The sequence below is a fragment of the Nocardiopsis dassonvillei subsp. dassonvillei DSM 43111 genome (assembly GCF_000092985.1).
In the GTDB taxonomy this organism is placed as follows: Bacteria; Actinomycetota; Actinomycetes; order Streptosporangiales; family Streptosporangiaceae; genus Nocardiopsis; species Nocardiopsis dassonvillei.
Genome location: NC_014210.1, coordinates 1,859,530 through 1,885,621, shown reverse-complemented (window position 1 = coordinate 1,885,621; position 26,092 = coordinate 1,859,530). Strand labels below are relative to the sequence as shown.

General features: G+C 74.1%; 18 protein-coding genes and 1 pseudogene. 10 read left to right on the top strand and 9 right to left on the bottom strand.

Annotated elements, in window-relative coordinates:
• Positions 1–5: 5 nt before the first annotated feature.
• The gene (locus NDAS_RS07635; RefSeq protein WP_013152572.1) at positions 6–2,642 is read left to right on the top strand and encodes an HAD-IC family P-type ATPase; all 2,637 of its coding nucleotides are present in this window, start codon (positions 6–8) and stop codon (positions 2,640–2,642) included.
• A 267-nt stretch (positions 2,643–2,909) separates the two neighbouring features.
• Positions 2,910–3,389, top strand: coding sequence for a nucleoside deaminase (locus NDAS_RS07630; protein ID WP_013152571.1), 480 nt, complete (start codon positions 2,910–2,912; stop codon positions 3,387–3,389).
• A gap of 114 nt (positions 3,390–3,503) precedes the next feature.
• On the opposite strand, the gene NDAS_RS07625 is transcribed toward NDAS_RS07630, so the two are convergent.
• Entirely contained in the window at positions 3,504–4,064 is a 561-nt protein-coding gene (locus NDAS_RS07625; RefSeq protein WP_013152570.1) for an FxsA family protein, read from the bottom strand.
• A 207-nt stretch (positions 4,065–4,271) separates the two neighbouring features.
• The gene (lnt, locus tag NDAS_RS07620; protein ID WP_013152569.1) at positions 4,272–6,017 is read right to left on the bottom strand and encodes an apolipoprotein N-acyltransferase; all 1,746 of its coding nucleotides are present in this window, start codon (positions 6,015–6,017) and stop codon (positions 4,272–4,274) included.
• Positions 6,018–6,629: 612 nt separating this feature from the next.
• Between lnt and NDAS_RS07615 the strand changes: the two genes are divergently transcribed.
• The 3 genes from NDAS_RS07615 to NDAS_RS07605 all read left to right on the top strand — a co-directional run bounded on the left by NDAS_RS07615 (position 6,630) and on the right by NDAS_RS07605 (position 11,776).
• Complete coding sequence (locus tag NDAS_RS07615; RefSeq protein WP_013152568.1) at positions 6,630–7,844, top strand: ABC transporter ATP-binding protein; 1,215 nt, start codon at positions 6,630–6,632, stop codon at positions 7,842–7,844.
• 310 nt (positions 7,845–8,154) lie between these two features.
• The gene (locus NDAS_RS07610) at positions 8,155–10,335 is read left to right on the top strand and encodes a prolyl oligopeptidase family serine peptidase (protein WP_013152567.1); all 2,181 of its coding nucleotides are present in this window, start codon (positions 8,155–8,157) and stop codon (positions 10,333–10,335) included.
• A 238-nt stretch (positions 10,336–10,573) separates the two neighbouring features.
• On the top strand, positions 10,574–11,776 hold the full coding sequence (locus tag NDAS_RS07605) for a JmjC domain-containing protein (protein ID WP_013152565.1): 1,203 nt from the start codon (positions 10,574–10,576) through the stop codon (positions 11,774–11,776).
• A gap of 271 nt (positions 11,777–12,047) precedes the next feature.
• Here NDAS_RS07605 and NDAS_RS07600 read toward each other — a convergent pair whose 3' ends face one another.
• Both NDAS_RS07600 and NDAS_RS07595 read right to left on the bottom strand, forming a co-directional pair.
• Entirely contained in the window at positions 12,048–12,677 is a 630-nt protein-coding gene (locus NDAS_RS07600) for a class I SAM-dependent methyltransferase (RefSeq protein ID WP_013152564.1), read from the bottom strand.
• 123 nt (positions 12,678–12,800) lie between these two features.
• Entirely contained in the window at positions 12,801–13,622 is an 822-nt protein-coding gene (locus NDAS_RS07595) for a TetR/AcrR family transcriptional regulator (protein WP_041552535.1), read from the bottom strand.
• A gap of 100 nt (positions 13,623–13,722) precedes the next feature.
• Here NDAS_RS07595 and NDAS_RS07590 point away from each other — a divergent pair, with 100 nt between their 5' ends.
• From NDAS_RS07590 to NDAS_RS07575, 4 genes are all read left to right on the top strand, one after another.
• Positions 13,723–14,715 (top strand): ATP-binding cassette domain-containing protein, encoded by a 993-nt coding sequence (locus NDAS_RS07590; RefSeq protein ID WP_013152562.1) that lies wholly within the window; start codon positions 13,723–13,725, stop codon positions 14,713–14,715.
• Positions 14,712–15,584: an ABC transporter permease gene (locus NDAS_RS07585; RefSeq protein ID WP_013152561.1), complete on the top strand. Its 873-nt coding sequence runs from the start codon at positions 14,712–14,714 to the stop codon at positions 15,582–15,584. The genes NDAS_RS07590 and NDAS_RS07585 overlap by 4 nt, the downstream gene beginning before the upstream one ends.
• Before the next feature lie 85 nt (positions 15,585–15,669).
• Positions 15,670–16,389, top strand: coding sequence for a DUF2306 domain-containing protein (locus NDAS_RS07580; protein WP_013152560.1), 720 nt, complete (start codon positions 15,670–15,672; stop codon positions 16,387–16,389).
• Between the two features lie 536 nt (positions 16,390–16,925).
• Positions 16,926–17,786 (top strand): (2Fe-2S)-binding protein, encoded by an 861-nt coding sequence (locus NDAS_RS07575; protein WP_013152559.1) that lies wholly within the window; start codon positions 16,926–16,928, stop codon positions 17,784–17,786.
• 21 nt (positions 17,787–17,807) lie between these two features.
• Here the strand turns inward: NDAS_RS07575 and NDAS_RS07570 are convergent, their stop codons facing one another.
• From NDAS_RS07570 to panD, 4 genes are all read right to left on the bottom strand, one after another.
• Positions 17,808–19,043: a DUF4352 domain-containing protein gene (locus tag NDAS_RS07570; protein ID WP_013152558.1), complete on the bottom strand. Its 1,236-nt coding sequence runs from the start codon at positions 19,041–19,043 to the stop codon at positions 17,808–17,810.
• Between the two features lie 196 nt (positions 19,044–19,239).
• On the bottom strand, positions 19,240–20,541 hold the full coding sequence (locus tag NDAS_RS07565) for an MFS transporter (protein ID WP_013152557.1): 1,302 nt from the start codon (positions 20,539–20,541) through the stop codon (positions 19,240–19,242).
• Positions 20,542–20,637: 96 nt separating this feature from the next.
• Positions 20,638–20,895, bottom strand: a complete 258-nt coding sequence (locus NDAS_RS07560; RefSeq protein ID WP_013152556.1) for a hypothetical protein — start codon at positions 20,893–20,895, stop codon at positions 20,638–20,640.
• A gap of 303 nt (positions 20,896–21,198) precedes the next feature.
• Positions 21,199–21,603: an aspartate 1-decarboxylase gene (gene panD / locus NDAS_RS07555; RefSeq protein ID WP_013152555.1), complete on the bottom strand. Its 405-nt coding sequence runs from the start codon at positions 21,601–21,603 to the stop codon at positions 21,199–21,201.
• Between the two features lie 420 nt (positions 21,604–22,023).
• Here panD and NDAS_RS07545 point away from each other — a divergent pair.
• Positions 22,024–23,029, top strand: a pseudogene (locus NDAS_RS07545) (LacI family DNA-binding transcriptional regulator).
• 199 nt (positions 23,030–23,228) lie between these two features.
• On the opposite strand, the gene NDAS_RS07540 reads toward NDAS_RS07545, so the two are convergent.
• The gene (locus NDAS_RS07540) at positions 23,229–26,081 is read right to left on the bottom strand and encodes a DEAD/DEAH box helicase (RefSeq protein ID WP_013152554.1); all 2,853 of its coding nucleotides are present in this window, start codon (positions 26,079–26,081) and stop codon (positions 23,229–23,231) included.
• Positions 26,082–26,092: the final 11 nt, after the last annotated feature.

Genomic DNA, 26,092 nt, shown 5'->3' with positions numbered 1-26,092 from the left:
AGTGCGTGCCCGAGCAACCCGACCGGACCGACGGCGGTGCGGACAGCACCGCGGACAGGCCGCGGGACGCGGCTTCCGCCGTCCCCGGACCACAGGCGGGCGGCGGCGCCCCCGAGACGGCCGGAGCCCCCGCCGGGGCCTCCGCCGAGCCCGCCCCCGCAGGCCCCAGCGGCCCGGCGGGCCCTCCGCCCGAGACGGGGCTGAGCAGCCAGCAGGTCGCCGAGCGGGTCTCGGCGGGGCGGACCAACGACGTGCCGGTGCGCGCGAGCCGCACGGTCGGCCAGATCATCCGCGGCAACGTGTTCACCCGGATCAACGCCATGGTCGCGGTGCTGTTCTCGATCATCGCGGTGATCGGCCCGGTGCAGGACGGGCTGTTCGCGATGGTCATCCTCTTCAACACGCTGATCGGCATCGTCCAGGAGCTGCGGGCCAAGCGCACCCTGGACAAGCTCGCCATCGTCAACGCCGCCCGGCCCCGGGTGGTGCGCGACGGCGCCACCGTGCACGTGGCCACGCAGGAGATCGTCCTGGACGAGGTCCTGGAAGTGGGCGTGGGCGACCAGATCGTGGTCGACGGCACCGTCACCTGGGCCGGGGGGCTGGAGGTCGACGAGTCGCTGCTGACCGGCGAGGCCGACCCGGTGGTCAAGCGGCCCGGGGACACGGTGATGTCGGGCAGCTTCGTGGTGGCGGGCACCGGCCGGTTCCGGGCCACCAAGGTGGGGCGGCACGCCTACGCGGCGCGGCTGGCCGAGGAGGCGAGCCGCTTCTCACTGGTGCACTCGGAGCTGCGGTCGGGCATCAACCGCATCCTGACCTGGATCACCTACGCGCTGTTCCCGATCGGCGCCCTGCTGATCTACAGCCAACTGGTCCTGGGCGGGCACGTGGGCCTGGAGGAGTCGACGTCGGGCGGCCAGATCTCCGGCCCGCTGGCGGACGCCCTGCGCAGCATGGTCGCGGCCCTGGTGTCGATGATCCCCGAGGGCCTGGTCCTGCTCACCAGCATCGCGTTCGCGGTCGGGGTGATCCGGCTGGGGAGGCACAAGTGCCTGGTGCAGGAGCTGCCCGCGATCGAGGGCCTGGCCCGTGTGGACGTGGTGTGCACCGACAAGACGGGCACGCTGACCGAGGCGGGCATGAAGCTGGCCGGGATCCGCGACCTGGGCGGGCACGGCGGGGAGGACTCCCCCTCGCTCGTGCTGGCTGCGCTGGCGGCCAGCGACCCCGACCACAACGCGAGCATGGCGGCGATCGCGCGCGGGTGCGAGGCCGCGGGCCAGACGGCTCCCGACTGGACGGTCACGGCGCTGGCGCCGTTCTCGTCCGCCCGCAAGTGGAGCGGGGCCAGCTTCCTGGCCTCCGGCGGCGAGGAGCACTGGGTGCTGGGCGCGGCCGACGTGCTGGTCTCCCCGCGGGACCCGGCGGCGGCCGAGGCGGCCCGGCTGGGCGCGCAGGGCCACCGGGTGCTGCTGCTGGCCCGCGCGTCGGCGCGGGTGGACTCCGACGAGGCCCCCGGGACCGTGCTGCCGGCGGCCCTGGTGGTGCTGGACCAGAGGCTGCGCGAGGACGCCGGTCCGACCCTGGACTACTTCGAGGACCAGGGTGTGGACGTCAAGATCGTCTCGGGCGACCACGCGGCGTCGGTGGGCGCGGTGGGCCGTGAGCTGGGGCTGCCGGGCGCGGACCAGCCGGTGGACGCGCGGGCGCTGTCGGAGGACGGCGACGAGCTGGCCCGCGAGGTGGAGCGGCGCTCGGCCTTCGGCCGGGTGACGCCCGAGCGCAAGCGCGACATGGTCAGGGGCCTGCGCGAACGCGGGCACACGGTGGCGATGACCGGTGACGGCGTCAACGACGTGCTGGCGCTGAAGGAGGCCGACATCGGCGTGGCGATGGGCTCGGGGAGCCCGGCGTCGCGGTCGGTGGCCCAGCTGGTGCTGCTGGACAACCGGTTCGCGGTGCTGCCGCGCGTGGTGGCCGAGGGCCGACGGGTCATCGGCAACATCGAGCGGGTGGCCAACCTGTTCCTGACCAAGACCGTGTACACGATGACGCTGGCGATCATCGTGGGCCTGCTGGCGGTGGCCTACCCCTTCTTCCCGCGCCACGCGACGCTCATCAACGCGGTGACGTTCGGTATCCCGTCGTTCTTCCTGGCGCTGGCGCCCAACACCGACATCGCCCGTCCGGGGTTCGTGATGCGGACGCTGCGGCTGGCGATCCCCTCGGGCATGGTGGCGGGCTTCGCCGCGGTGACGACCTACCTGCTGGTGCTGGGCGGCCGGACGGTGCCCGACCCGGCCGACCGGACCGCGGTGGTCATCACGCTGTGCGCGACGACGCTGTGGGTGCTGCTGCTGGTGGCCAAGCCGTACGTGTGGTGGAAGGTGCTGATGGTGGGCTCCATGGTGGGCCTGTTGACGCTGGCGATGGTGACACCGCTGGGGCAGTGGTTCTTCGACCTGGACGTGAGCGACCCGACCAAGGTGCTGACCGGTCTGGCCGTGGCCGGTGTGGCGATCGTGGTGATCACGGTGATCCGGGTGGTGGACGACCGGATGGTGGCCCGCTCGGAGGCGCGTGCGGCGGAGGGGGAGGACGAGCGCGAGGCCGAGGAGCGCACCCCGGAGCCGGTGTGACAGCGGTTCTCCGGGAGGCGGAGGGACCGGGTACAGGCACCCCGGTCCCCCCGGCGCCCCGCCCCGGTGAGAGCGCGTGCGCAGGGCGGGGTGACACCGGTCTTCGCTCCGGGACCCGGTTGCGGGGCGCGGCCGGGGGAGGCCCCATCCTGGAAAGCACGGACCTGGAAGGCGCGGTCCCCGGAGTACGGCCCCGGAAGGCCCGGTCGCGCGGGGGCAGTCCGCTCGGGGTCCACGGCGGGGCCTGGAGAGGGAGAGAGGCAGGACATGCTGAGCGAAACCGACATGCGCCACCTGCGGCGCGCGGTCGATCTGGCCGAGGAGTCCCTGGAGGCGGGTGACGAGCCCTTCGGCTCGGTGCTGGTGTCCGGGGAGGGGGCGGTGCTCTTCGAGGACCGCAACCGCGTCGCCGGCGGCGACCCGACGCAGCATCCGGAGTTCGCCATCGCCCGGTGGACGACCACCCGCGTGAGCCCCGGCGAGCGGGCGGCGGCGACCGTCTACACCTCCGGGGAGCACTGCCCCATGTGCTCGGCCGCCCACGGCTGGGCGGGGCTGGGCCGGATCGTGTACGCGAGCTCCTCGGCGCAGCTCGTCTCGTGGCTGGAGGAGTGGGGCGTGCCCCCGGCGCCGGTACGGCCCCTGCCGGTCGGCGAGATCGTGCCCGGAATCGCGGTGGAGGGGCCGGTGGACTCCCTGGTCACGCGGGTGCGGTCGCTCCAGGCCCGCTTCCACGGCCGGGACTGACACCAGCGCTTTCCCCCCAGCCCGTCGACGGCCGCGCCCGCGCTGAGCGCGGGCGGGGCCGTCGGCGCGGTGAGCGCTGTCGGCTCGTGAGGACCGTCAGCGCGGTGGGCGTCGTCAGTCCTTGTCGTCGTCGCGGGGCTCGAACCGGCCCTGGATGACGCGGCCGCGGTTCTGCGGGGCGGCGTCCCCGTCGCTGCGGGGGCCGAACGGGCTCTGGCCGGGACCGAACGGCCCCGCGGCCGGACCCGCCCCCGGGCCGGGGGCGGTGGACCCGCGGACGACGAACTCCTCGTTCATCCGCTCCTGCATCCCGCGCACGCGGCGCCGCGCCCACGAGGCGAAGGCCCAGCGCAGGACGGGCCGGGTGAAGGGCAGGACCATCAGCAGGCCGAGCACGGCGGTGATGAACCCGGGGATCACGAGCAGGATGCCGCCCGCCATCAGCATGAGCGGGTCGAGCAGGCCCCCGCGCGGCTGCTCGCCCGAGCGCATGGCCTGGTCCGCGTCCCGGAAGGCCCTGGTCCCGGCCCGGCGCAGCACGGCCACGCCCAGGACCATCAGCGAGACCAGCGCGGCCAGCGTCCACGGGACGCCGATCCAGCCGCCGACGGCGATCATCAGCCACACTTCCAGGAAGGGCAGCGCCATCAGCGCCAGCACTGTCAGCAGCGGCATGCGTAACCATCCTCCGGGTCGTCGGCGGGAGCTCCCCCTACAGGAGAGAACGCGCGCGCGGGCGCCGGGGTTCCCCGTGCACGTGCTTCCCGGCCGGGCGTCCGCGCGAACGCCCCTCAGATGCGCCGTCCTCGGCGTCCGCACGCGCCCGCGCAGAGCCCTTCCGCCGGCCCCGTGCCTGCCGGGCGCGGCGCGGGCGTGTCCCCCTCAGGCGCGGCGACGGCGGCCCAGGACCACCGCCACGACCACCGCTCCCAGCCCCAGGGCGCTCAGGAGCGCCTCCGGCGCGGCGCCGAGGCGGGTGGCGACGGTGGTGCCCTCCATCGCCTCCAGCTCGGCCACGTGGATGTCGGGCACCGCCTCGGGCGAGCTGTAGGCCAGGCTCCCGTCGGGGTTGACCACGGCGCTGACGCCGCTGGTGGAGACGACCACCGCCGGGCGGCCGTGCTCGACAGCGCGCAGCTGGGTGATGGCCAGCTGCTGGTTGGTCTGGCCGGTGAAGTTGTAGTTGGCGTTGTTGGTGGGGATCACGATGACCTGCCCGCCCGCGGCGACGGACTCGCGCACCGGCAGGTCGAAGGCCACGTCGAAGCAGATGCCCACGGCCAGGGTGGTGCCGCCCACGTCCAGGGCGCCGGGCTCGGTGCCGGGGACGGCGTCGGAGCTGACCTGCTGGAGACGGGCCACGAACCGCGTGAAGAAGTCGCGGAAGGGGACGTACTCGCCGAACGGGACGAGGTAGCGCTTGTCGTAGATCTCGCCCGGCCCGCTCCGGGGGTCCCAGACCACGCTGCTGACGTAGCGGGTGCCGTCGTCGTTGAAGCGGCTCATGCCCCACAGCAGGGGGACGCCCGCGTCGGCCGCGGCGGCGTCGATGGTCTCGCGCGCCTGGGGGTCGCGGAAGGGGTCGATGTCGCTGGCGTTCTCCGGCAGCAGCACCATGTCCGGCTGGCGGTACTCCCCCGCGCGGACGGCGTCGGCGAGCTCGTGGACCCCGTCGGCGTGGTTGTTGAGGACCTGCATGCGCTCGCCCGCGACGGACATCTGTCCGACGTTGGGGACGTTGCCCTGGACCATGCCGACGGTGACGGTGTGCGAGACGTCGGGGCGGCCGATCGCGGGGGCCAGGGCGCCGCCGGCGACGACGGCCGCTCCGGCGGCCAGCCCGAGGACGGCCGGGACCCAGCCGGTCCGCAGCGGGCCGCCCGTGCGGGCGGGGCCTCCCCGGCCCGTGCCCGCCTCGTGCGCGGCGTTGCGATCGTTTCGGTCGTCCTGATCACCGTGTCCGGTCCGACGGGCGCCCGCCAGGCGCAGCGCGCTCCACAGCAGCAGGCCGCCGGTGAGGGCGACCGCGAAGGTCACCAGGGCGGAGGAGCCGAGGGCGGCGTAGCCGACGAAGGGCGTGTCGGGCTGGGCGAAGGCGAGCTTGCCCCAGGGGAAGCCGCCCAGCGGCCAGCGGGCGCGCACGGCCTCCTGGGCCACCCACAGGGCCGCGGTCCACAGCGGCCAGCCGGGCAGGCGCATGGCCAACGCCAGGCCCATCGCCATGGGCAGGAAGTAGACGGTCTCGGCTCCGGCGATGAGCAGCCACACGTCGATACCGAAGATGTCCTGCCAGTGCACCAGCGGCACCATGAGCGTGGCCCCGGACAGGGCGCCGAGCCAGGCCGCGCGGCGCGTCCGGGCCCCCGCCACGGCGAGGGCGAGCAGCGCGGCGCTGAGCGGGCCCAGCCACCACAGGCCGTAGGGCGGCAGCGCGAAGAGCTGGGCCAGACCGGATCCGACCGCGGCGAGCACCCGCCACAGCAGATCGCGGTGTCCCCAGCGGTGCCCCGGCGCGAAGGCGGAGGCGAAGGAGCGTGCCGGGTTCGCCGTCCGCTCCCGCCCCGCCGGTTCCGGCGAGGGTCTGTCGGAGCCGTGGGCGCTGCCCTGCTCGGTGTGCTCGGCAACCACGTGGGGTGCTCGCTTTCCGCTTGCTGGTGAGAGGTGCTCGCGGTCAGCATATGGGGGGACGCGGAAAAGGCCCGAGCCACCCTTCGGACCGGCTCCGTCCCGTCGGCGGCGAGCTCGGAAGACCGTTGTCTACTGGATGTTCGGGCCTTTTCCGGGTCCAACCCCCCGCCCGGTCGCGGTACTCCACCCCTCACCCGATCCCAGCTGCACCTGGCGCGTGATGCAGCGTCCGATCGGACGAGTGGGGGCCGCACAACCGGTCCGTCCAGTGCTGGACTGGTCGTTAGGTTACCCAGACTCCCCGACCCGATGCCTCAACCCGGCTGCCGTGTCGTGGCCGCCGCCCCGAGGGCGTGGAGGGGAGAAAGGAAGGAACCGTCGGACAGGCTAACGCACCTGGGGCCGCCACGCCAGCTGGGCGGACGGGGTTTGTGTCTGACCGCAATCGGATCGACATCGACTCAAGTATGGACTTTTCGATCAGGATCATGTCTGATGTGATCAGCACAACGGCCTGGTTCGATCAATTGCGAAAGTTCCAGGTCGGCGGCGCGGACGCCCCGATGATCCGCGTCACCCCACATCTCGACCCCGGCCCGGGAGCTGACAACCATGGCGGAGATCGTCCTCGATGGCGTTGACAAGATCTACGGCGGCGACGTCAAGGCCGTCGACAACCTGAACCTGAAGATCGAGGACGGCGAGTTCATGGTGCTCGTCGGCCCCTCCGGCTGCGGCAAGTCCACCGCGCTGCGCATGATCGCGGGCCTGGAGGAGATCACGGGCGGCACGCTGGTCATCGGCGACGAGATCGTCAACGACCGCCCGCCCAAGGACCGCGACATCGCGATGGTCTTCCAGAACTACGCGCTCTACCCCCACATGACCGTCGAGCAGAACCTGGCCTTCGGCCTCAAGCTGCGCAAGGTGGCCAAGCCCGAGATCGCGCGCCGTGTCAAGGAGGCGGCCGAGATGCTGGGCCTGGAGACCTACCTCAAGCGCAAGCCGGGCGCCCTCTCCGGCGGTCAGCGCCAGCGTGTGGCCATGGGCCGCGCGATCGTGCGCGAGCCGCGCGCGTTCCTCATGGACGAGCCGCTGTCCAACCTGGACGCCAAGCTGCGCGTGCAGATGCGCGCCTCCCTCAACCAGCTCCACGAGCGCCTGGGCGTCACCACCATCTACGTCACCCACGACCAGATCGAGGCCATGACCCTGGGCGACCGGGTCGCGGTGATGCGCGACGGGCGCCTCCAGCAGGTGGACACCCCCAAGCGCCTGTTCGACGCCCCCGTCAACCTGTTCGTGGCCGGGTTCATCGGCTCCCCGGCGATGAACTTCGTCGACGCCGAGCTGGTCGCCGAGGGCGACGGCGCGGTGCTCACCTTCGCCGAGCACAAGCTGCCGGTCCCGGCGAGCGTCCTGGAGGCGCGCCAGGGCCTGCGCGACTACCTGGGCCGCAGCCTCATCCTGGGCATCCGCCCCTCGGACTTCAACGACGCCGACCTGGACGGCAACGGCGACCCGCAGATCCAGGTCAAGGCGAGCGTGACCGAGGAGCTGGGCACGGAGATCAACGTGATCTTCACCGTGGACGCCCCGCCGGTGCGCCACGAGGACGCCGCCGCCCTGGCCAAGGACGCCGCGGGTGAGGAGGGTGAGGGCGACGGCCTGCCGCTGGGCGGCAACACCTCGCTGTTCACCGCCCGGGTCAGCCCCCGCAGCAGCGTGCGCCCGGGTCAGCCGGTCAGCCTGTCGGTGGACGTGAGCCAGCTGCACTTCTTCGACCCACAGAGCGGCCTGGCCATCGGCCACCCCGACAACGTCTGAGCCCCTCCCCCAGCGCCCCGCCGGGCCCTCTTCCCCTCCTCCGGGAGGGGCCCGGCGGGGCGCACCCGTGCGCGGGGTCCCCGAGGGCGCGGTGGAACGCACCCGCGCGACCGGCGGGGCAGGTGAGGCGGGCAGGACAGGTGGGGCAGGTGATCTCGACCACCGTCGCGCACCCGCGGGAACGGGCCCGGCGGGGCGCGGACCTTATCCAGTCCGTACCGGGGCAAACCTTGCTCCGAGGACACAGTCGCGCACCTGCGGGCAAGGCATCTGTTTCTTGACCCCCGGATGAGCGCACCCCAACGATTGTGTGGTGTCCAACCGAGCCCCCGGAGCCGCTCTCGTCACCGAGTCCGCGCCCGAGCCCGAGCCCGCCGTCGACGTCCTGCACGGCCGACCCGTGCCCGACCCCTACCGGTGGCTGGAGTCCGCCGACTCCCCCCGGACACTGCGCTGGCTGGAGGAGCGGGGCCGCGAGTACGCTGCCGAGGCGCTCACCTGGCCCCTGCGCGACCGCCTGGCCGGGCTCATCCGCTCCCTGGTGGACACCGACCTGTGGAGCCCGCCGGTGCACCGGCCCGGCGCGGTGTTCGCCACCGTGCGCCCGGCCGGAGGCGAGCACCCCCGCCTGGTGGTCCTGAGCGGGGACGGCCCGCCGCGCACCGTCTACGACCCCGTGGCCGAGGACCCCGCCGGACACACCACCCTGGACGCCTGGGAACCCTCCCCCGACGGGGGGCTGGTCGCCGTGCAGACCTCGTCGGGGGGCGTGGAGCGCGGTGCCCTGCGAGTGATCGACACGGCCAGCGGGGAGCCGGTGGGCCCCGCCGTGCCCGGAGTGCGCTACTCCCATGTGGCCTGGGCGCCCCGGGGCGTCCCCGCCTTCTACTACGTGCGCCGCGACGGCGCCAGGGGCGTGCGCGGCGTGTGGCTGCGCCGGGTCCTCGACGGCACCGAGACGCTGGTCCACGCCTGCGCGGCGTCCGGAACCGTGCCCGGGGTGCGCGTCCTGGGGAGCCGGTGGCTGCTGGTGTCCGAGAGCCACGGCACCGGGCACCGCACCGACCTGTGGTTGGCCGACCTGACCGGCCCGCCCCGACCCGCGGCTCCGGCCGACCCGAGCGCCCCGACCTGTGAGACCGGCCCGGCCGACCTCCCCGAGCGGCCCCCGCTGCGGCCCGTCCAGGTGGGCGAGGAGGCCGAGACCGAGGCCCGGCTGGGTCCGGACGGCCTCCTGTACCTGCGCACCACCCTGGGCGCGCCCTGGCGGCGGATCTGCGCGGTCTCCCCCGAGGAGCCGGGGGTGGGGCACTGGCGCGAGGTGGTGTCCGAGGAGGACGGGGCGACCCTGGACGCCTTCGCGCCCTGCCCCGCCGGACCCGAGGGCGGCACCGCCCTGTTCGTCGCGCGCACCCGCCTGGGGATCAGCGCCGCGGCCGTCCACGACACCCGCACCGGCGGGCTCCTGTACACGGTGGACCTGCCCGGGGAGGGGATGGTCTCCGCGCCGGAGACGGCGCCCGACGGGTCGGTGTACCTGGGGTACGCGGACGTGGCCACCCAGCAGCGGGTCCTGCGACTGGCCCCCGGGGAGCGCACCCCGCGCCCCTGGCCGCCCGGCGCCGCCGGGGCCCCGCCCTCCCCGGACGTGGAGCGCTCGGTGGTCTGGTGCCGCTCCGCGGACGGCACGCGGGTACCGGTGACCGTGTTCACCGCCGCGGGCGGCGACCACGCCGCGCCCGGCAGCGGGCTGATCCCCGAGCCGACCCTCCTGCACGCCTACGGCGGCTTCGGGCGCCCGCGCCAGTTCGGGTTCAGCGCGACCGTGCTGGCCTGGCTGCTCTCGGGCGGCCGGTACGCCGTCGCCCACGTGCGCGGCGGCGGGGACGCGGGCCGCGACTGGCACCTGGCCGGTTCGGGCCGCGACAAGCCGCGCGCCGTGGAGGACCTGGTGGCCGCGGCGGCGGCCCTGGTCGGAGCGGGGATGTGCACCCGCGAACAGCTGTGCCTGTCGGGCGGCTCGGCGGGCGGGCTGCTCGTCCTGGCCGCCGCGACCGCGCGCCCGGACCTGTGCGGGGCGGTGATCGCCTCCGCGCCGCTGGCGGACATGGCCCGGTTCGAGCGGATGGGCCTGGGCCGGATGTGGACCCGCGAGTTCGGCACCGCCGCCGACCCCGACGACTTCGCCGCCCTGATGTCCTACTCCCCCTACCACCGGGCGCTGGAGGGCGCCGGGGACGGGCCGGGACGGCGCTTCCCCAGCGTCCTGCTCACCGGCTTCCACGGTGACACCCGCACCGACGCCGCCCACCCGCGCAAGATGTGCGCGGCGCTGCTGGCGGCGGCCGCGCGGGAGGAGGGGCGCCCGCCCGTCCTGCTCCGGTACGAACGCGACGTGGGCCACGGCCCGCGCGCGGTCAGCCGGGCGGTGGGACTGGCCGCCGACGCGCACGCGTTCGCGGCCCACCGGACGGGGCTGTCGCCGCGCTGAGCGCGGAAGGCGGCCCTGGCAAGAGAAACGGCACACAGAAAGCGAGGTGTGGTGCGTATGGACCCGATCGAGGTCGAGACCGAGGACCTGGCCGAGGTGACCTCCCGCGACATCACCGCGGGTGGCGACAGCGACGGCACCGACTCCAGTTCCGACTTCATCTGATCGCGTCCCGCCCGGCCCGGTCCCCCCGGGTCGGGCGGGGCCCAGCCCCCGTGCACGGAGAGGACGCCCCCTCATGACCGATCCCGGCCACCTGTTCACCCGGACCCTGAGCGACGTCGTGGGAAGGGAGGCCCTCACCGAGCGCCTGTCCGAGGAGTTCGTCTTCGCCGACCTGGGCGCGGACGCGGTGCGTTCGCTGCTGACCTTCGACGACCTCAACGACCTGCTGGCCACGTGCTCCCCCGAGCCGCCCAGACTGCGCCTGCACCGGGACGGGTCCCCGGTCCCGGCCGACCGCTACACCGAGGCGGCGACCTCCTCGCGGAGCGCGCGGCGGGTGGTGCGGCCCGAGGCGCTGTACCGGGAGCTGCGGGAGGGGGCGAGCCTGGTCCTGGACAGTGTGGACCGGATGCACCCGCCGGTGGGCGCGGCGGCCGACGACCTCATGCGGCTGGTGCGCGAGCGCGCGCAGGCCAACCTGTACCTGATCTGGGGCGGCTCGCGCGGCTTCGACACCCACTGGGACGACCACGACACGGTGATCGTCCAGGTGGAGGGGACCAAGCACTGGCAGGTGCACGGCCCGGGGTCGCGCCCGTACCCGATGAAGAACGACGTGGACCACGCCCACACGCCGCCGCGTGACGCCGACGGCGAGCTGCACCTGGTGTGGGAGGGCGTGCTGCGGCCGGGCCAGGTCATCCACGTGCCGCGCGGCTGGTGGCACACGGTGACCGGAACCGGCGGGGTGAGCATGCACCTGACCTTCGGCTTCACCCGGGCGACCGGGGTGGAGTGGGCGGACGCGCTGGTGCGGCGGCTGTTCGAGGAGGAGGTGTTCCGCAGGGACCTGCCGCGCTTCGCCGACCCGGACGTGCGGCGCAAGCACCAGAGGGCGCTGGCGGCCCGGATGGCGGAGCTGGCCGAGGAGCTGGACCTGGACGGCTTCCTGGCCGAGCGGGACGCGCGCTTCCCGCGCCGGACCTCGTTCTCGCTGCCGTGGCCGGTGGAGGAGGGGACGCCGCCCGCGCACGCGCGGGTGGAGTTCGTGCCGATCCTGCCGCCGCCGCTGTCGCACGACGGCGAGAGGGTGGCCGTGACGGTGGGCGGGCGCCGGTACCGGTTCCCGGCCGTGGTCGGACCGGTCCTGGAGGCGCTCGCCGAGCACCGGGAGCTGACCGTGGCCGAACTGGCCGAGCGCGCGGGCGCGGAGGTCCAGCGGGCGGCGGAGGTCGTGTCCGCGCTGTCGCGGCACCACCTGGTGGTGGTGCGGTAGCCGTCCACAGGCGCGCGAAGGGCCTGGTGGGCCCGGCCCGCGCGCGCCTACCGTGGTAGTAGGGGGGTCCCCACCCCGCCGGCTTCGCGCTGCCCGCGCACTGCGGTACCGCGCGCGCCCCGGCGGCCGGGGCGCGCTCCCCTTTCACTGCGGTCTTGCACTTACAGCGAGGTTCGACGGTCCGACCTCGCCAGGACGCGGGTCAGAGGCACGCGCGCCGCACCGGCGACGGTTCCGTCCGGTACACGCCCGGCACCTGCTGGCGGACGCCCTAAGGCAGACGCGCCAGCACGTGGGCGTCCAGGAAGCCCCGCTCGGAGGCCGGGTCGTGGAGCAGCCGGGCGAACACCACCAGCCCCGCCCCGGTCAGCAGCTCCGCGAACCGGTCCACCGGCCAGCTGTAGGCGGGCGCCACCCTGTGGTCGAAGCGGACCGGCTCCGGTCCCTCGGTCGCGAAGAACGAGGCCAGGAGCAGGCCCCCCGGCGCCAGGACGCGCACCTGCTCGGCGAGCAGCGCGGGCAGCTCCCCGGGCGGGGTGTGGATCATCGAGTAGTGGGCCAGCACGCCGCCGAGCGCGCCGTCCCCGACCGGCAGTGCCTCCATCCGCGCCTCGTCGAACCGCAGCGCCGAATGGGCCCGCCGGGCGTGCTCGACCATGCCCGGGGAGAGGTCGAACCCGCGGGCGTCCAGCCCCAGCTCGCACAGCATGGCCGTCAGGTGCCCGGGCCCGCAGCCGACGTCGGCCGCCCGCGGGTTCCCCGTCGCGCGTACCAGCTCGGCGAAGGTACCGATCATGTTGCGCGAGAACGGCTGCGTCTCCAGCCGGTCGGCGAACATCGACGCGTACAGCTCCACGACCCCGTCGTAGCCCGCCCTGGTCTGTTCCTGGTGCTCTGTCACGGCACAGGAAGCTAGCACCCGCGCGCGTTCGCGGCCCCTTCGCCCCCGGTGGCCGGTCCCGCCGCTCCCCCGCGCCCGGGGCCGTTCGACTCGGGGCAGCCGGGGCGGGGTGGACGCCGACGCTCATTCCCCCGCGCCCGCGGGGCCTTCCGGCTTTTCCTGCGCGCGCTGGCGCTCCACGTAGACCTCGATGCCGTCCAGGATCCGGCGGATGGAGAAGTCCAGGTCCTCCGCGGGTCCGCCCGCGTCCTCCCGCGGGGTGTCCGGGGACTCCTCCAGAACCCCCTCCCGGAGCAGCCGGTCGATGGTGGGGAACCCCTCCGCGGTGACGACCCGGCGCAGCCCCCTGCTGTAGTCGCGCCCGGTGTCGGCCATCGTGCCGCCCGCCGCCCGGGCCGCGCGGCTGATGTCCAGTTCGATGCGGACCGTCTCGCGCAGGACGGCGGACAGCATCGTCAGCATCTGGAGCGACCAGCCGAGGTCCAGGCCGGACCGGGAGACCTCGCGCAGCCCCGACTCCATCCAGCGCAACCCGTTGGGTCCGCTGGGCGGCCCGTTCAGGGAGAGGTAGACCGCCCACGGGTGGCGGCGGTACATCGCGACCAACCCGCGGACCCACTCCTCCACGCCGGTCCGCCAGTCCACGTCCTCGCGCGGCGGGGGCGGATCGCCGTCCATGGCCGCGTCGCTCATGAGGACGAGCATGTCCTCCTTGCTGTCCACGTACCGGTACAGCGACATCGTGGTGTAGCCCAGCTCCTTGGCCACCCGCTGCATGGACACGGCCTCCAGGCCCTCGGCGTCGGCGAGGGCGACCGCCGCCTCCACCACCGCCTCCCGGCTGAGCCGGGGCTTGGGTCCCCTCCGCGATTCGGGCTGGCGCAGTCCCCACAGGAGCTCGACATCGCGCTCCATCCGGCTCGTCCCCTGGTGCTCGGCCGTCATACCCCACCCGTCGTCGACTGCGTCGTTGACACCATCCTAGATCTGTGTATTACTTACACCAATACATGTATGGCATAAACAGTTTATGGAGCACACCGCCATGTCCCACACGACCCCGGCCATCAGCGCCGAGGGGTTGCGCAAGAGCTACGGGGCCACCCGCGCCCTGGACGGCCTCGACCTGACCGTCGGGGCCGGGAGCGTCTTCGGCCTGCTCGGCCCCAACGGCGCCGGCAAGACCACCGCCGTGCGTGTCCTGGCCACCCTGCTGCGCCCCGACTCCGGGCACGCCCGCGTCGCCGGGTACGACGTGCTCGCCCAGGCCGACCGCGTGCGCGCCGAGATCGGCCTGACCGGCCAGTACGCCTCGGTCGACGAACTCCTCACCGGGCGCGAGAACCTCGTCATGTTCGGCCGCCTGTACGGCCTCACCCCCCGGGGCGCCGACGAGCGCGCCCGTGCCCTGCTGGAGCGCTTCGACCTCGTCGGGGCCGCCGACCGCCGCGCCGACGGTTACTCCGGCGGGATGCGCCGCCGCCTGGACCTGGCCGTCAGCCTCATCCAGGAGCCCGGCGTCCTGTTCCTGGACGAGCCCACCACCGGGCTGGACCCCCGCAGCCGCCTCCAGGTCTGGGAGTCGGTGCGCGCCCTGACCGCCTCCGGAACGACCGTGCTGCTCACCACCCAGTACCTGGAGGAGGCCGACCAGCTCGCCGACGCCGTCGCCGTCATCGACCACGGCCGCGTCATCGCCGAGGGCACCCCCGACTCCCTCAAGTCGCAGGTGGGCGGCGACCGCCTCGACGTGGTCGTGCGCGACCCCGCCGACCTGGACACCGCCGCGCGGCTCCTGGGCGCGGCCGTGTCCGCGCGGGCCAGCGTGCACCGCGACGAGCAGCGCGTCAGCGTTCCGGCCGAGGACCGCATGGAGGCGCTGACCCGGGCCGTGCGCGCCCTGGACGGCTCCGGCCTGCGGGTGGAGGACATCGGCGTCCGCCGCCCGAGCCTGGACGAGGTCTTCCTCGGCCTGACCGGAACGACCGCCGCCGACCACGACGGCGCCCGCCAAGCCCCTCAGGAGGTGTCCCGATGACCGCCGCCACCGCCCCCTCGTCCGCCCCGCGCCCGCTGGCCCACGGGAGCCTGCCGCCCCGCCGGCCCACCCGGGCCCAGCGCCTGCGCAAGGCGGGGGCCGACACCCTGGTGCTGACCCGCCGCAACTTCCGGCACATGGTCCGCGACCCCTTCGAACCGGCCATCGCGATCACCATGCCGGTGGTGGTGGTGCTCCTGTTCGGCTACGTGTTCGGTGACGTGATGGCGCCCCCGGGCACGGAGAACTACCGCGAATTCCTGGTCCCGGCGATGCTGGCGATGGTCATGCTCTACGGCATCGGCGGCACCGCCTCCGGGATCGCCCGCGACACCGCCCGCGACGTGATGAGCCGCTTCCGGTCCATGCCCATGTCCCCCGCGGCCCTGCTCGGCGCCCGCGCCCTGGCGGACATGGCGCGCGCCTGCCTGGAGGTGGCCCTGCTGCTCCTGGTCGGGTTCGCGATGGGCTGGCGCGCCGGGGAGGGGCTCTCCGGAGCCCTGGCCGCCGTCGGCGTGCTGCTGCTCTTCAGGCTGGCCTTGGTGTGGCTCGGGGTGCTGCTGGGTCTGGTGCTGCCCACGGCCGACTCCGTGAGCATGATCGTCTACCCGCTGACGTTCCCGCTCAGCATGCTCTCGACGAGCTTCGTCCCGTCCGAGGCCATGCCCTCCTGGCTGGCCCCGGTCGCCGAGTGGAACCCGCTGTCGGCGGTGGTCACCGCCGCCCGTGACCTGTTCGGCAACCCGTCCCTGCCCTCGGACGCCTGGCCCGCGGAGAACGCCCTGCTCGTGGCCGTGGCCCTGCCGGTGGCCGTCATGCTCCTGGTCACCCCGCTGGCCGTGCGCCGCTTCCGGCGGCTCAGCCGCTGACCCGAACAGCCTGACCCGGCCGCGAGCCCGGCCCCGCGCCGCGGTCCCCTCCCCGTAACCCGTCTCCCGCAGAGGAACGAACGACATGACCGCGACCGCCGCCCCTCCGGAGCGGACCGCCCAGCGCCCCGGCCCCCGCTGGTGGCAGCGCCCCTGGATCCTGCCCCTGGCCCTGTTCAGCGCGACCTTCCTGGTCTACGCCCTACCGCCCTACCTCGGCCTGGACCCCGCCCAGGCGCGCGTGGGCCTCCCCGGGGACGTCGCCTGGTACTACCCGGTACTGGTCACCCACGTCTTCGGCGGCTCCCTGCTGACGATGCTGGTGATCCTCCAGGTGTGGCCGTGGCTGCGCGCCCGCCACCCGGCCGTGCACCGCTGGAGCGGCCGCGTCTACGTCCTGGCCGGAATCCCGCTCGTGGGCGTCCCCGGGCTGCTCATCGCCCCGCTCAGCCACTTCGGCACCAGCGTCCAGATCAGCAACGTCATCTGGGCCCTCCTGTGGCTGTCCTTCACCGTCATCGGCTACCGGATGGCGCGTCGGCGCCGCTTCGCCCAGCACCGCGAGTGGATGCTGCGCAGCTTCGCCCTCATCTACGGCATCGCGTTCAGCCGGGTGCTCACCGTCGTGCTGGTCATGGCGCATCTGCCCCGGCTGGAGAGCGATTACGGCGGCGACGCCGATGCGCTGGGGCTGGCCATCGCCCCGGCCAACGCCTTCCTGTCCTGGATCGTGCCGCTGCTGCTGGTGGAGTGGTGGCTCAAGTACCGCCGCCCGCGCGGGCGGCGCCCGCGCGCCGCGGCCTGAACCCTCCGCAGGGGCCCTTCCCCGCGGCCCGACCGCGGAAAGGGTCCCTTCCGTGTACCCGCCTCGGACGGCGCCTCCGGCGGGCCCCGGCGCATCCCCGGGCCCGCGGCGTCTGCGACCGGTCCAGGCCCGCGACCGGCTCGACCGCGTCCGGCCCAGGCCCGTGCCCCGCTCGGCCGCGTCCGGGCGGTGTGCGCGGCCCCGGGCGTCCGCGTTCGGCACCGTCCCCGCGTGGGGCTGGAGGGACGCGTGAGTCTGTCTCTGCTGTCCCTTCAGACACCCGCGTCACACCGCAGAGCCAGCGAAAACGGCACCGGTGACCTACGCCATCCCTGACCCGTATCCGGAGAAAACCGTCCGGACCTGCATCTTTTGCCCGCGTTTCGGTTAGGGGATAATCCGATGATCATTGCGGCACACGTGCTCGTTAGGGTAGCCTCACTTAAGAGGCGCAGATGTATTCGTCCCCCGAAGGTCACTGCACTCACACGACCCCCGGACATGACGACATCGTGCGACGAAGGGCAGGTTCAGCGGTGACACCAGACCCGCTCGACGCGTTCCGCGACGCCTGCGCGCCGCTGAAGTTCGCGCCCCTGCCCGACCTGCTCTCCTTCGAGGAGCTCTCCGCCGTTCCCCGCGGCCGCGTGCACTGGCACCAGGCGGGCGCCATGGCCGAGGACGGCTGGCTGCCGGTCCTGTACGACCGCCTCCGCAGCGAGCACGGCCCCGGCCACCGCCTCCCCGCCGCCACGAACTTCCTGCGGGTGACCCTGCGCGAGCCCATCTTCCTGGTCTCGGCCTCGCTGTACCTGACCGGTCGCGCCCCGCTGCTGAGCCCGGACACCCTCTACCTGCCCTGGGACTCCGGGCTGGCGCGCTTCGGCACGCCCGCCTCGGTCGGCACGCGGACCGCGGTCCTGCCGGACGACCCCGCCGTCGGCCACCCCGACACCGTGGTCGCCGAGGACGAGGACGCCCAGCTGCGGATGGCCGCCGAGGCCCTGTTCGCCACGTTCGAGCCGATCATCGACGCCCTGCACGGGCACACGCGCTCGGGCAAGCGCACGCTGTGGGGCTGGGTGCTCGACACCCTGCACTTCTACATGCTCAACCCGGCCCGCTACCTGGGCCGCGACCCCCGACAGGCCTGGGAGCTGGCCACCCGCCTGGGCGACGCGGTGGTCGCGGCGGGCGCGGTGACCCGCAGGCGTCCGCGCCTGTTCCCGTTCGCCCCCGACCACCCCCGCGGGACCTGGGCGGTGCGGGGCACCTGCTGCTTCGACTACAAGGGCGACCCGGAGCACGGCTACTGCACCACGTGCCCGCTCAAGTGCGACGGCGAGCGCCAGCAGGACCTGTCGGAGTGGCTGCGCGACCCGGCGCTGGCCCCCTGAGCCCTCCCCCGGCGCCGCCGGTCAGCTGACCGGCACCTCCACCGGTTCGCCGAAGAACGGGGAGAAGACCACCGTCTCGGGGTCAACGTCGCCCTCCACCGTGATGACCCCCGAGACGCTCTGCCCGGGGGCGAGCGTGCGCGCACCGATCTCGTCGGCGTCCATGCCGACGGCCTCGGAGGTGCTGTGCTGGTCGCCCCGGGCGTCCACGACCCGGAAGTAGAGCGGGTTGACCTCGATGTCCTCTTGGCCGGTGTTCGTCACCGACACGTCGATGCTGGTGTAATCCCCTTCGGTATAAAGCGGCCCGGGGTCGAAGTCGGCGGGTGAGGCGGTGAGCTCGACCCGGGGCCCGGCCGCCTCGCCGCCCTCCTGCCGGGACTCGGTCTCCTGTGCCGGGGGCTGCCTGTGGGCCGCCGCGAACAGGGCGACGGTCGTGCACCCGGCGATGACGAACATCAGCAGCAGCAGGACGCCGCAGCCGATGCCGAGGATCTTCCCCCACGGGGTGGGGCTGGTCTCCGGCGGCCCGTAGCCGCCCTGGGGCGGGTAGCCCTGGCCCGCGCCGGGCTCCGGCCCGTAACCGTAGGCCTGTCCGTAACCGCCGGCCCGCCCCGGCGCGTACCCCGGCCCCTGACCCGAGGGGTAGCCGCCCGCCGCGGCGTAGCCCGGCCCCTGACCGGAGCTGAAGTCGCCCGGGGGCCCGCCGGGGGGCTGACCGCCCGCGCCGGGCGCGGGCCCGTCCGACTCCCCGTATCCGGGGGCGTAGCCCGCGTGTTCGTATCCTGCCTGACCGGGACCGTTGGGTCCCTCGGAGAGCTCGCCGGTCACCGGTTCGGGCGGCGCGCCCGTCGGGTGCCCGCCCGGGGGGACGTCTCCGGGGGCGCGCCCGACCGGGGGTTCCCCGTAGGCGTGGGCCCCCGTCGGGGGAGGGCTCTCGTGGCGGCCGCGCGGGGGCTGTCCCTCCCCGGGCGGCGCGAGCGGCTCCCGGGGGCCTCCGTCGGCTCCGCCAGGAGGCGGCGCGTCCTGGGGGCCGCGCGGGGACCCGCCTTCTCCGCCTCCCGCGGGCCGGTCCTCTCCGGACGGCGTCTCCCTGCGGGGGAAGCGGTGCGGCGGCTCCCCCGGCGGCTGCGGCCCGCCCTCGATCGGGTCACCGGCGTCGCCGGGACGCCACTCCTCCGGCGGACGGTGGTTCACCGGGTCCGGGCGCTGTCCCGACTGCTCCGGCGGCACACCCTCGGACTCCCGATCGGACACTGAGAACACCCCTCATGTCAGCGCGGTCCGCCCGCCGATTCACCGCCGTCGGGCGCCTCACGCCTGCACGGTAACCGCGGGGGCGGGCCCGCGCGTGGAGGTCACGGGGCGTTTTCGGTAAGGCCCGGGCAAAGGGCGCACGACAGGGGCCGCGGAGCCCGGTCACCGCGCTCGGCGGCGACAGGCCGACCGGCGGTCAGCGCGCTTCCCCGGTCCGCTCCCGCCGGTCCGCCCGGGCCAGCCGGGCGCGCACGGCGAGCACGAACACCGGCACGGTGAACACGGCCGCGAACAGGTTGAGGCCGCCGAAGCCCGCCTGAGCCAGCACCACACCCGACAGGGCGCCCGCCGCCGCGCCGCCCAGGTTCATCACCAGGTCGCTCACACCCTGCACGCGGGGGCGCACGTCCGCCGCCAGGGACTCCGCCAGCAGCGCCGTCCCGGACACCAGCCCGAACGACCACCCCAGCCCCAGCAGCACCAGACCGACCGTCACCCTGGCCTCATCGTGCCCGGCCGTGCCCGCCACCACCGCGGCGGCGATCAGGATCCCCTGACCGGCCAGCAGGACGGGCACCCGCCCGAACCGGTCGGTGAGCCACCCCACCACCGGCGACAGGGCGTACATGCCGGCGATGTGCAGGGAGATGGTCAGGCCGATCACGGTCAGCGCCGCTCCGTGGTGCGACATGTGCACCGGCGTCATGGTCATGACCGCGACCATCACGGTGTGGCTGGCCACGATGCCGACCACCGCGAGCAGCGCCCCCGGGCCGGCCGCGACCACCCGCAGCGCCCCGGCCACGGACAGCCGGGCTCCGGAGGGGGCCGCGCCGCCGGAGGGGCGGTCCGCGGTGGCCGCGCGGAGCGGGTCCGGGCGCAGCAGGGCGAGGATCAGCAGTCCGCCCAGGACGAACCCGGTGGTGGTGAACAGCACCGGGCCCAGCAGGGCGGGCAGGCCGAACAGGTCGGCCACGCGCGCGCCGGGGCCGGTGAGGTTGGGGCCCGCCACCGAACCGACGGTGGTCGCCCAGACCACGATCGACAGGTCCCGGCCGCGGCTGCGCTCGGAGGCCAGGTCGGCGGCGGCGTGGCGCGCCTGGAGGTTGGTGGCGGTCCCGGCGCCGACCAGAACCATGCCGACGAGGAAGAGCGCGAACGCCTCCAGCACCGTGGCGGCGATGACGACGGTGCCGCCGAGCGCGCCGAGCATCCAGCCCAGCGCGAGGCCGGGTCGGCGGCCGCGCCGGGCTGCCAGCGAGGCCAGGGGCAGGGCGAACACCGCGGCGCCCAGGGTGATCATGGTGGTGGCCATGCCGGACCAGGTGTCGGAGCCGGTGAGTTCGAGGGCGATGAGCGCGCCCACCGCGATCATCGCGCCCATGCCCACGCCCCCGACCACCTGGGCGAGCATGAGGACCAGGACGGTGCGCCGCTGGAGCCGGGCCCGTTCGGACTCGGTGAGGGCGTCCCCTGGCTGAGCGGTGTGTGTCGACACGCGTGCGTCCTCTGTTTGGTCCTACCAACGGAGGAATCCTAGCCAGAAGCGTGTTATGTCCGCCATGTCGTAAACACCGCCCCTGACGGACGCCGCTCAGTGACGTCCGTAGCGCCACCGCAGGTAGTCGTGCTCGCGCTCGACGTAGCGCATCTCCGAGTACAGGGTGTGCGGGTCGCGCGCGCTGATGACGACACCGCCCGCGGGGATCACCGGCCAGCAGGCGAACGCCCAGAAACAGCGGGTGTAGGGACCCCACAGGACCACCCACGCACCCTGCTTCTGCCACTCGATGTGTTCGGCGATCCGGCGCTGTTCCTGCTCCCCAGTCCTGTCCATGCCGATGGAGGACATACCCGGCACGGGCAGGGGTGATCAGGCCGGAACCGGCCACGGCACCAGTGACCTGCGACCCTTGCCGAACACGGGATTCGGTCTCCCGCTTCGGAGGTTTCGGCCGCACGAAAGCGGGTCCGGGAGCCGCGCGGGCGCCGCACCCCCGCTCCGAAGGCGCGTCCCGCCTGCGAGGACACCCCCATACGGAGACGGTGCCCGCGCCGACGCGGGGGGCGTCGGCGCGGGCACCGTGGGGAGTCCGGCGGGCGGGGCCGGGTCCGGCGCTCCGGCTGGGGAGGACCGGGTTCGGTCGGCCCGGGTTCAGCGCCCGGAGACCAGCGCGCTGCCCGGCACCGGCTCGGCCGGGTCCTCGCCCAGGGAGATGATCCTGTTGTCGCGGTCCACGTGCACGATGTGCTGGACGTGCTCGGCCCGCTCGGCCTCGGTGAGCTGGGCGTAGGAGATGATGATGACCAGGTCGCCCGGGCTGACCAGCCGGGCGGCGGCGCCGTTGATGCCGATGACGCCGGTACCGCGTTCGCCGGTGATCGCGTAGGTGACCAGCCGGGCGCCGTTGTCGATGTCGACGATGTGGACCTGCTCGCCGTCGACGATGTCGGCGGCGTCCATCAGGTCGGCGTCGATCGTGACCGACCCGACGTAGTGCAGGTCGGCCTGCGTGACCGTGGCGCGGTGGATCTTGCCGTTGATGAGGGTGCGCAGCACTGCTCAAGCCTCGTTTCAGGTGTCTTGCGAACTACAGGCCCAGGGGTCCCGTGTCTCTCCATGATGACCCCCTCCGGGTGCCGCTCCGGCCACCGGGGTCCGCCATCGCGTCCAACATCGCACGCCACCGGGGTGTTCCGCGTGTGGCGTGCGCCACCCGGACGCCTTCCTCCGTCCACGCGCCCCCGATTCCCCTGCGCCGACGGGGAGGCGTCTGCGGCGTTCCCGCTCACCGGCCGGGGTCGCTGGGGCACAATGGGACCGCGCGTGCCCGGACCTCCCTGAGCCCCCGGGCGGGGCACCGCGCGCGGCGCCCCGCCCCCGTGCCGGGGGGCCGCGGCCGGTGTCGGGACGAGGGGGTTGGTAGCGGTGGACCACAACGGCGGTCGGCCCACGGCGGACCCGGTGCGCCGGGCCACCATGCGCGACGTCGCGGCCCTGTCCGGGGTGAGCGTCAAGACGGTCTCGCGCGTGGTCAACGACGTCTCCACCGTCTCCGAGGAGCTGCGCGACCGCGTCATGCGGGCCGTCGCCCAGCTGGACTTCCGGCCGAACCTGGCCGCCTCCAGCCTGCGCCGCACCGACGGCGCCACCCGCCAGATCGCCCTGCTGCTGGAGAACGTGGCCAACCCCTTCTCCGCCACGCTGAGCCGGGCGGTGGAGAACGTGGCCCGCGAGCACGGCACCCTGGTCCTGTCCGGGAGCCTGGACGAGGACCCCCGGCGCGAACTGGAGCTGGTGCGGGCGGCCACCCTGCACCGGGTGGACGGCATCCTGCTGGTCCCGGCCGCGCCCGACCACGCCTACCTGCACCGCGAGATCCGCACCGGCACCCCGGTGGTGTTCGCCGACCGCCCGCCGCGCGGCCTGGACGCCGACGCGGTCATGGCCGCCAACGCCGAGGGGGCCCGCGAGGCGGTGCTGCACCTGGCCGACCACGGGCACACCGAGATCGCCTTCCTGGGCCACGATCGCGGGATCAGCACGGCGGGCGAGCGCCTGGCCGGCTACCGGACCGCCCCTGGACGAGCGGGGCCTGCCCGAGCGCCCCGGGCGCGTGGTGTGCGGCCTGGGCGGCTCCGCCGCGGCGGCGCGGGCGACCGTTGCGCTGCTGGACTCCGCGCACCCGCCCACGGCCCTGTTCACCGCCCAGAACCTGGTGACCATCGGCGCCATCCAGGCCCTCCAGGAACGCGGCCTGCACGAGCGCGTCGCGGTGGTGGGCTTCGACGACTTCCCCATGGCCGACCTGCTCACGCCCCGGGTGACCGTGATCGCCCAGGACGTGATGGGCATCGGCGCCCTGGCGGTGCGGCGGCTCTTCGCGCGCATCGCGGGCGACGACGGCCCGCCCCGCGAGGAGCGGGTGCCCACCGCGCTCGTCGTGCGCGGGTCCGGGGAGATCCCCCCGCCGGCCCCGCGTTGACAGCCCTCCCGGGCCCGTACTCGGGCTCGGGCTCGGGCTCGGGAGGAGCGGACCCGGACGTGCCCGGAGCGGCGACCGGACGGGGCCGCCGGGACGACCCTGCTCCCGGGGGCGCCGCCGACGGCCCGTCGCGCCGCCGGGGGCCAGGCCGCCGCAGGCCGGAACCCCCGGTCACACCGGTGACGGTCCGGTCGGCGCGTCAGGTGAGCGAGGAGTAGGCCACCACCCCGCGCCGCACCAGGTCACCGGCCTTGCGCGCGGTGGTGCGCACCTCGGCGTCGCCGCTGGCCCCGGCGATCTGGCCGAGCATGTCCACCAGCATCTTGGCGGTGCGCACGAAGTCACCGGCGGGCATGTCCGCCTGGCGCAGGATGGCGTCCAGCCGGTCGCCGCCCGCCCACCGGTGCGCCGTCCACACGAAGCCCAGGTCGGGCTGGCGCAGGAACGACACCCGGTGCCGGGACTCGACCTCGGACAGCTCGCCCCACAGGCGCACCATCTCCGCGAGCGTCTCGTCCACCCGCCCGCCGGGCAGACGCGGGTAGGCGTCGTCGCCCCGGCGCGCCTCGTAGACCAGCGAGGCGGCGCAGGCGGCCAGCTCGACCGGGGTCAGCCCCTTCCACAGGCCGCGGCGCAGGCACTCGGCCACGAGCAGGTCCAGTTCGGAGTAGACCTTGGCCAGCCGCGACCCGTCGTCGGAGACGCTGTCCTCCTCCAGGTACCCCAGGTCGTCCAGCACCCCGCACACGCGGTCGAAGGTGCGGGAGATGACGTGCGAGCGCCCCTCCACCCGGCGGCGCAGGCCGTCGGTCTCCCGGCGCAGGCGGAAGTAGCGTTCGGCCCAGCGGGCGTGGTCCTCGCGGTCGGCGCACCCGTGGCAGGGGTGCTGGCGCATCTCCCCGCGCAGGCGCAGCACCTCGGAGTCCTCCCCCGCGTCGCGCGAGCCCCGCTCGTAGACGGGGTCGGTGCCGCGCTCCTTGAGCTTGTTGCGCAGCGTGGAGGCCAGGTCCTGGCGCGAGCGCGGCGACTTGGCCGAGAACGACTTGGGCACGCGGATGCGCCCGGAGGGGTGCACCGGCACGGTGAAGTCGCTGGCGTTGACCCGCTTGACCTGCTTGTCCACGGTGAGCACCAGGGGCGCGGGCAGGTCGTGGCGCAGCCCCGGGTCCAGCACGACCGCGTGTCCGGAGTAGCGGCCCGAGGGGATGCGGATGATGTCGCCGGTGCGCAGCTTCTCCAGGCTCTCCAGGGCCTCGTCGCGGCGCCGGGCCGAACGGTTCTTGGAGAGCATGGACTCGCGGTCGCTCAGGGCGCGGCGCAGCGCGGCGTACTCCATGAAGTCGCCCAGGTGGCACTCGGCCGCCTGGGCGTAGCCCTCCAGGGCCTCCTCGCTCTTGCGCAGCTGTTTGACCAGGCCCACGACGGCGCGGTCGGCCTGGAACTGGGCGAAGGACGCCTCCAGCATGTTGCGGCTGCGCTGACGGCCGACCTGGCCGACCAGGTTCACCGCCATGTTGTAGGAGGGCTGGAAGCTGGAGTTGAGGGGGTAGGTGCGGGTGCCCGCGAGGCTGGCCACCGACTCGGGGTCGGTCCCGGCCTGCCACACGACCACCGCGTGGCCCTCCACGTCGATGCCGCGCCGCCCTGCGCGTCCGGTGAGCTGCGTGTACTCGCCGGGGGTGAGCTGGGCGTGGGTCTCGCCGTTCCACTTGTCGAGTTTTTCGATGACCACCGTGCGCGCGGGCATGTTGATGCCCAGGGCCAGGGTCTCGGTGGCGAACACCGCGCGGATGAGGCCGCGCGAGAACAGGTGCTCGACGATCTCCTTGAAGGTGGGCAGCATCCCGGCGTGGTGGGAGGAGATGCCCGCCTCCAGGGCGCGCAGCCACTGCTCGAAGCCGAGCACGGCCAGGTCGGCGGGCGGGATGTCGGCGCACCGCGTCTCGGCGTACTCGCGGATCTCGTCGGCCTCCTCCGGGGTGGTGAGCACCAGCCCGGCCGCCAGGCACTGGCGGACGGCGTCGTCGCACCCCGCCCGGCTGAAGATGAAGGTGATCGCGGGCAGCAGGCCGTCGTCGTCCAGCTCCTCGATGATGGTGGGCCGTGAGGGCGGCGCGAACCGCGAGCGCGGCCGCACGTTGCCGCGGGCCCGCGACTGCGGGTGGCGGCGCCGGTTGGCGAGCTGGGTGATGCGCGAGTCCTCCTCGGCGAACCGGGTCAGCCGGGGGTTGATCCGCAGCTTCTGCCCGCCGACCTCGATCTCGCGGGGCTGCCAGCCCTGGCGGCGGCGCTCACGCCTGCGCTTCTTGGCGCGCCCGGTGGAGCCCTCCCGCTCCTCCCCGTCCCCGGACCCGGGGCCGGTGTCCTCCTCCATGTCCACGAACAGGTCGTGGACGCGGTTGCCGACCATCACGTGCTGCCACAGCGGCACGGGCCGCTTCTCGTCGACGATGACGGTGGTGTCGCCGCGCACCTGCTGGAGCCACTCGCCGAACTCCTCGGCGTTGCTGACGGTGGCCGAGAGGGCGACCATGCGCACCGACTCGGGCAGGTGGATGATCACCTCCTCCCAGACCGCGCCGCGGAAGCGGTCGGCGAGGTAGTGCACCTCGTCCATCACCACGTAGGCCAGTCCGCCGAGGGTGGACGAGCCCTCGTAGAGCATGTTGCGCAGCACCTCGGTGGTCATGACCACCACGGGCGCCTCGCCGTTGACGCTGTTGTCACCGGTGAGCAGGCCGACCTGGTCGGCGCCGTAGCGCTTGACGAGGTCGTTGTACTTCTGGTTGGACAGCGCCTTGATGGGCGTGGTGTAGAAGCACTTGGTGCCCTCGCCCAGGGCCAGGTGTACGGCGAACTCGCCGACCACGGTCTTGCCGGAGCCGGTCGGCGCGGCCACCAGCACCCCGTGGCCGTTCTCCAGCGCCTTGCAGGCCCGGATCTGGAAGGGGTCGAACTCGAACCCGTAGAGGCCCTGGAAGGCCTCGATGGCGGCGCTGGAGGACCCCTGGCGCCGACGGAAGGCGGCGTACCGCTCAGCGTGACTACTCATATGGCCTCCAG

Excerpts from the sequence above, each read along its gene's own strand:
- NDAS_RS07630 (WP_013152571.1), top strand. The coding sequence starts at position 2,910 with ATGCTGAGCGAAACCGACATGCGCCACCTGCGGCGCGCGGTCGATCTG.
- NDAS_RS07625 (WP_013152570.1), bottom strand. The coding sequence starts at position 4,064 with ATGCCGCTGCTGACAGTGCTGGCGCTGATGGCGCTGCCCTTCCTGGAA.
- NDAS_RS07615 (WP_013152568.1), top strand. The coding sequence starts at position 6,630 with ATGGCGGAGATCGTCCTCGATGGCGTTGACAAGATCTACGGCGGCGAC.
- NDAS_RS07605 (WP_013152565.1), top strand. The coding sequence starts at position 10,574 with ATGACCGATCCCGGCCACCTGTTCACCCGGACCCTGAGCGACGTCGTG.
- NDAS_RS07595 (WP_041552535.1), bottom strand. The coding sequence starts at position 13,622 with ATGACGGCCGAGCACCAGGGGACGAGCCGGATGGAGCGCGATGTCGAG.
- NDAS_RS07590 (WP_013152562.1), top strand. The coding sequence starts at position 13,723 with ATGTCCCACACGACCCCGGCCATCAGCGCCGAGGGGTTGCGCAAGAGC.
- NDAS_RS07585 (WP_013152561.1), top strand. The coding sequence starts at position 14,712 with ATGACCGCCGCCACCGCCCCCTCGTCCGCCCCGCGCCCGCTGGCCCAC.
- NDAS_RS07580 (WP_013152560.1), top strand. The coding sequence starts at position 15,670 with ATGACCGCGACCGCCGCCCCTCCGGAGCGGACCGCCCAGCGCCCCGGC.
- NDAS_RS07560 (WP_013152556.1), bottom strand. The coding sequence starts at position 20,895 with ATGTCCTCCATCGGCATGGACAGGACTGGGGAGCAGGAACAGCGCCGG.
- NDAS_RS07540 (WP_013152554.1), bottom strand. The coding sequence starts at position 26,081 with ATGAGTAGTCACGCTGAGCGGTACGCCGCCTTCCGTCGGCGCCAGGGG.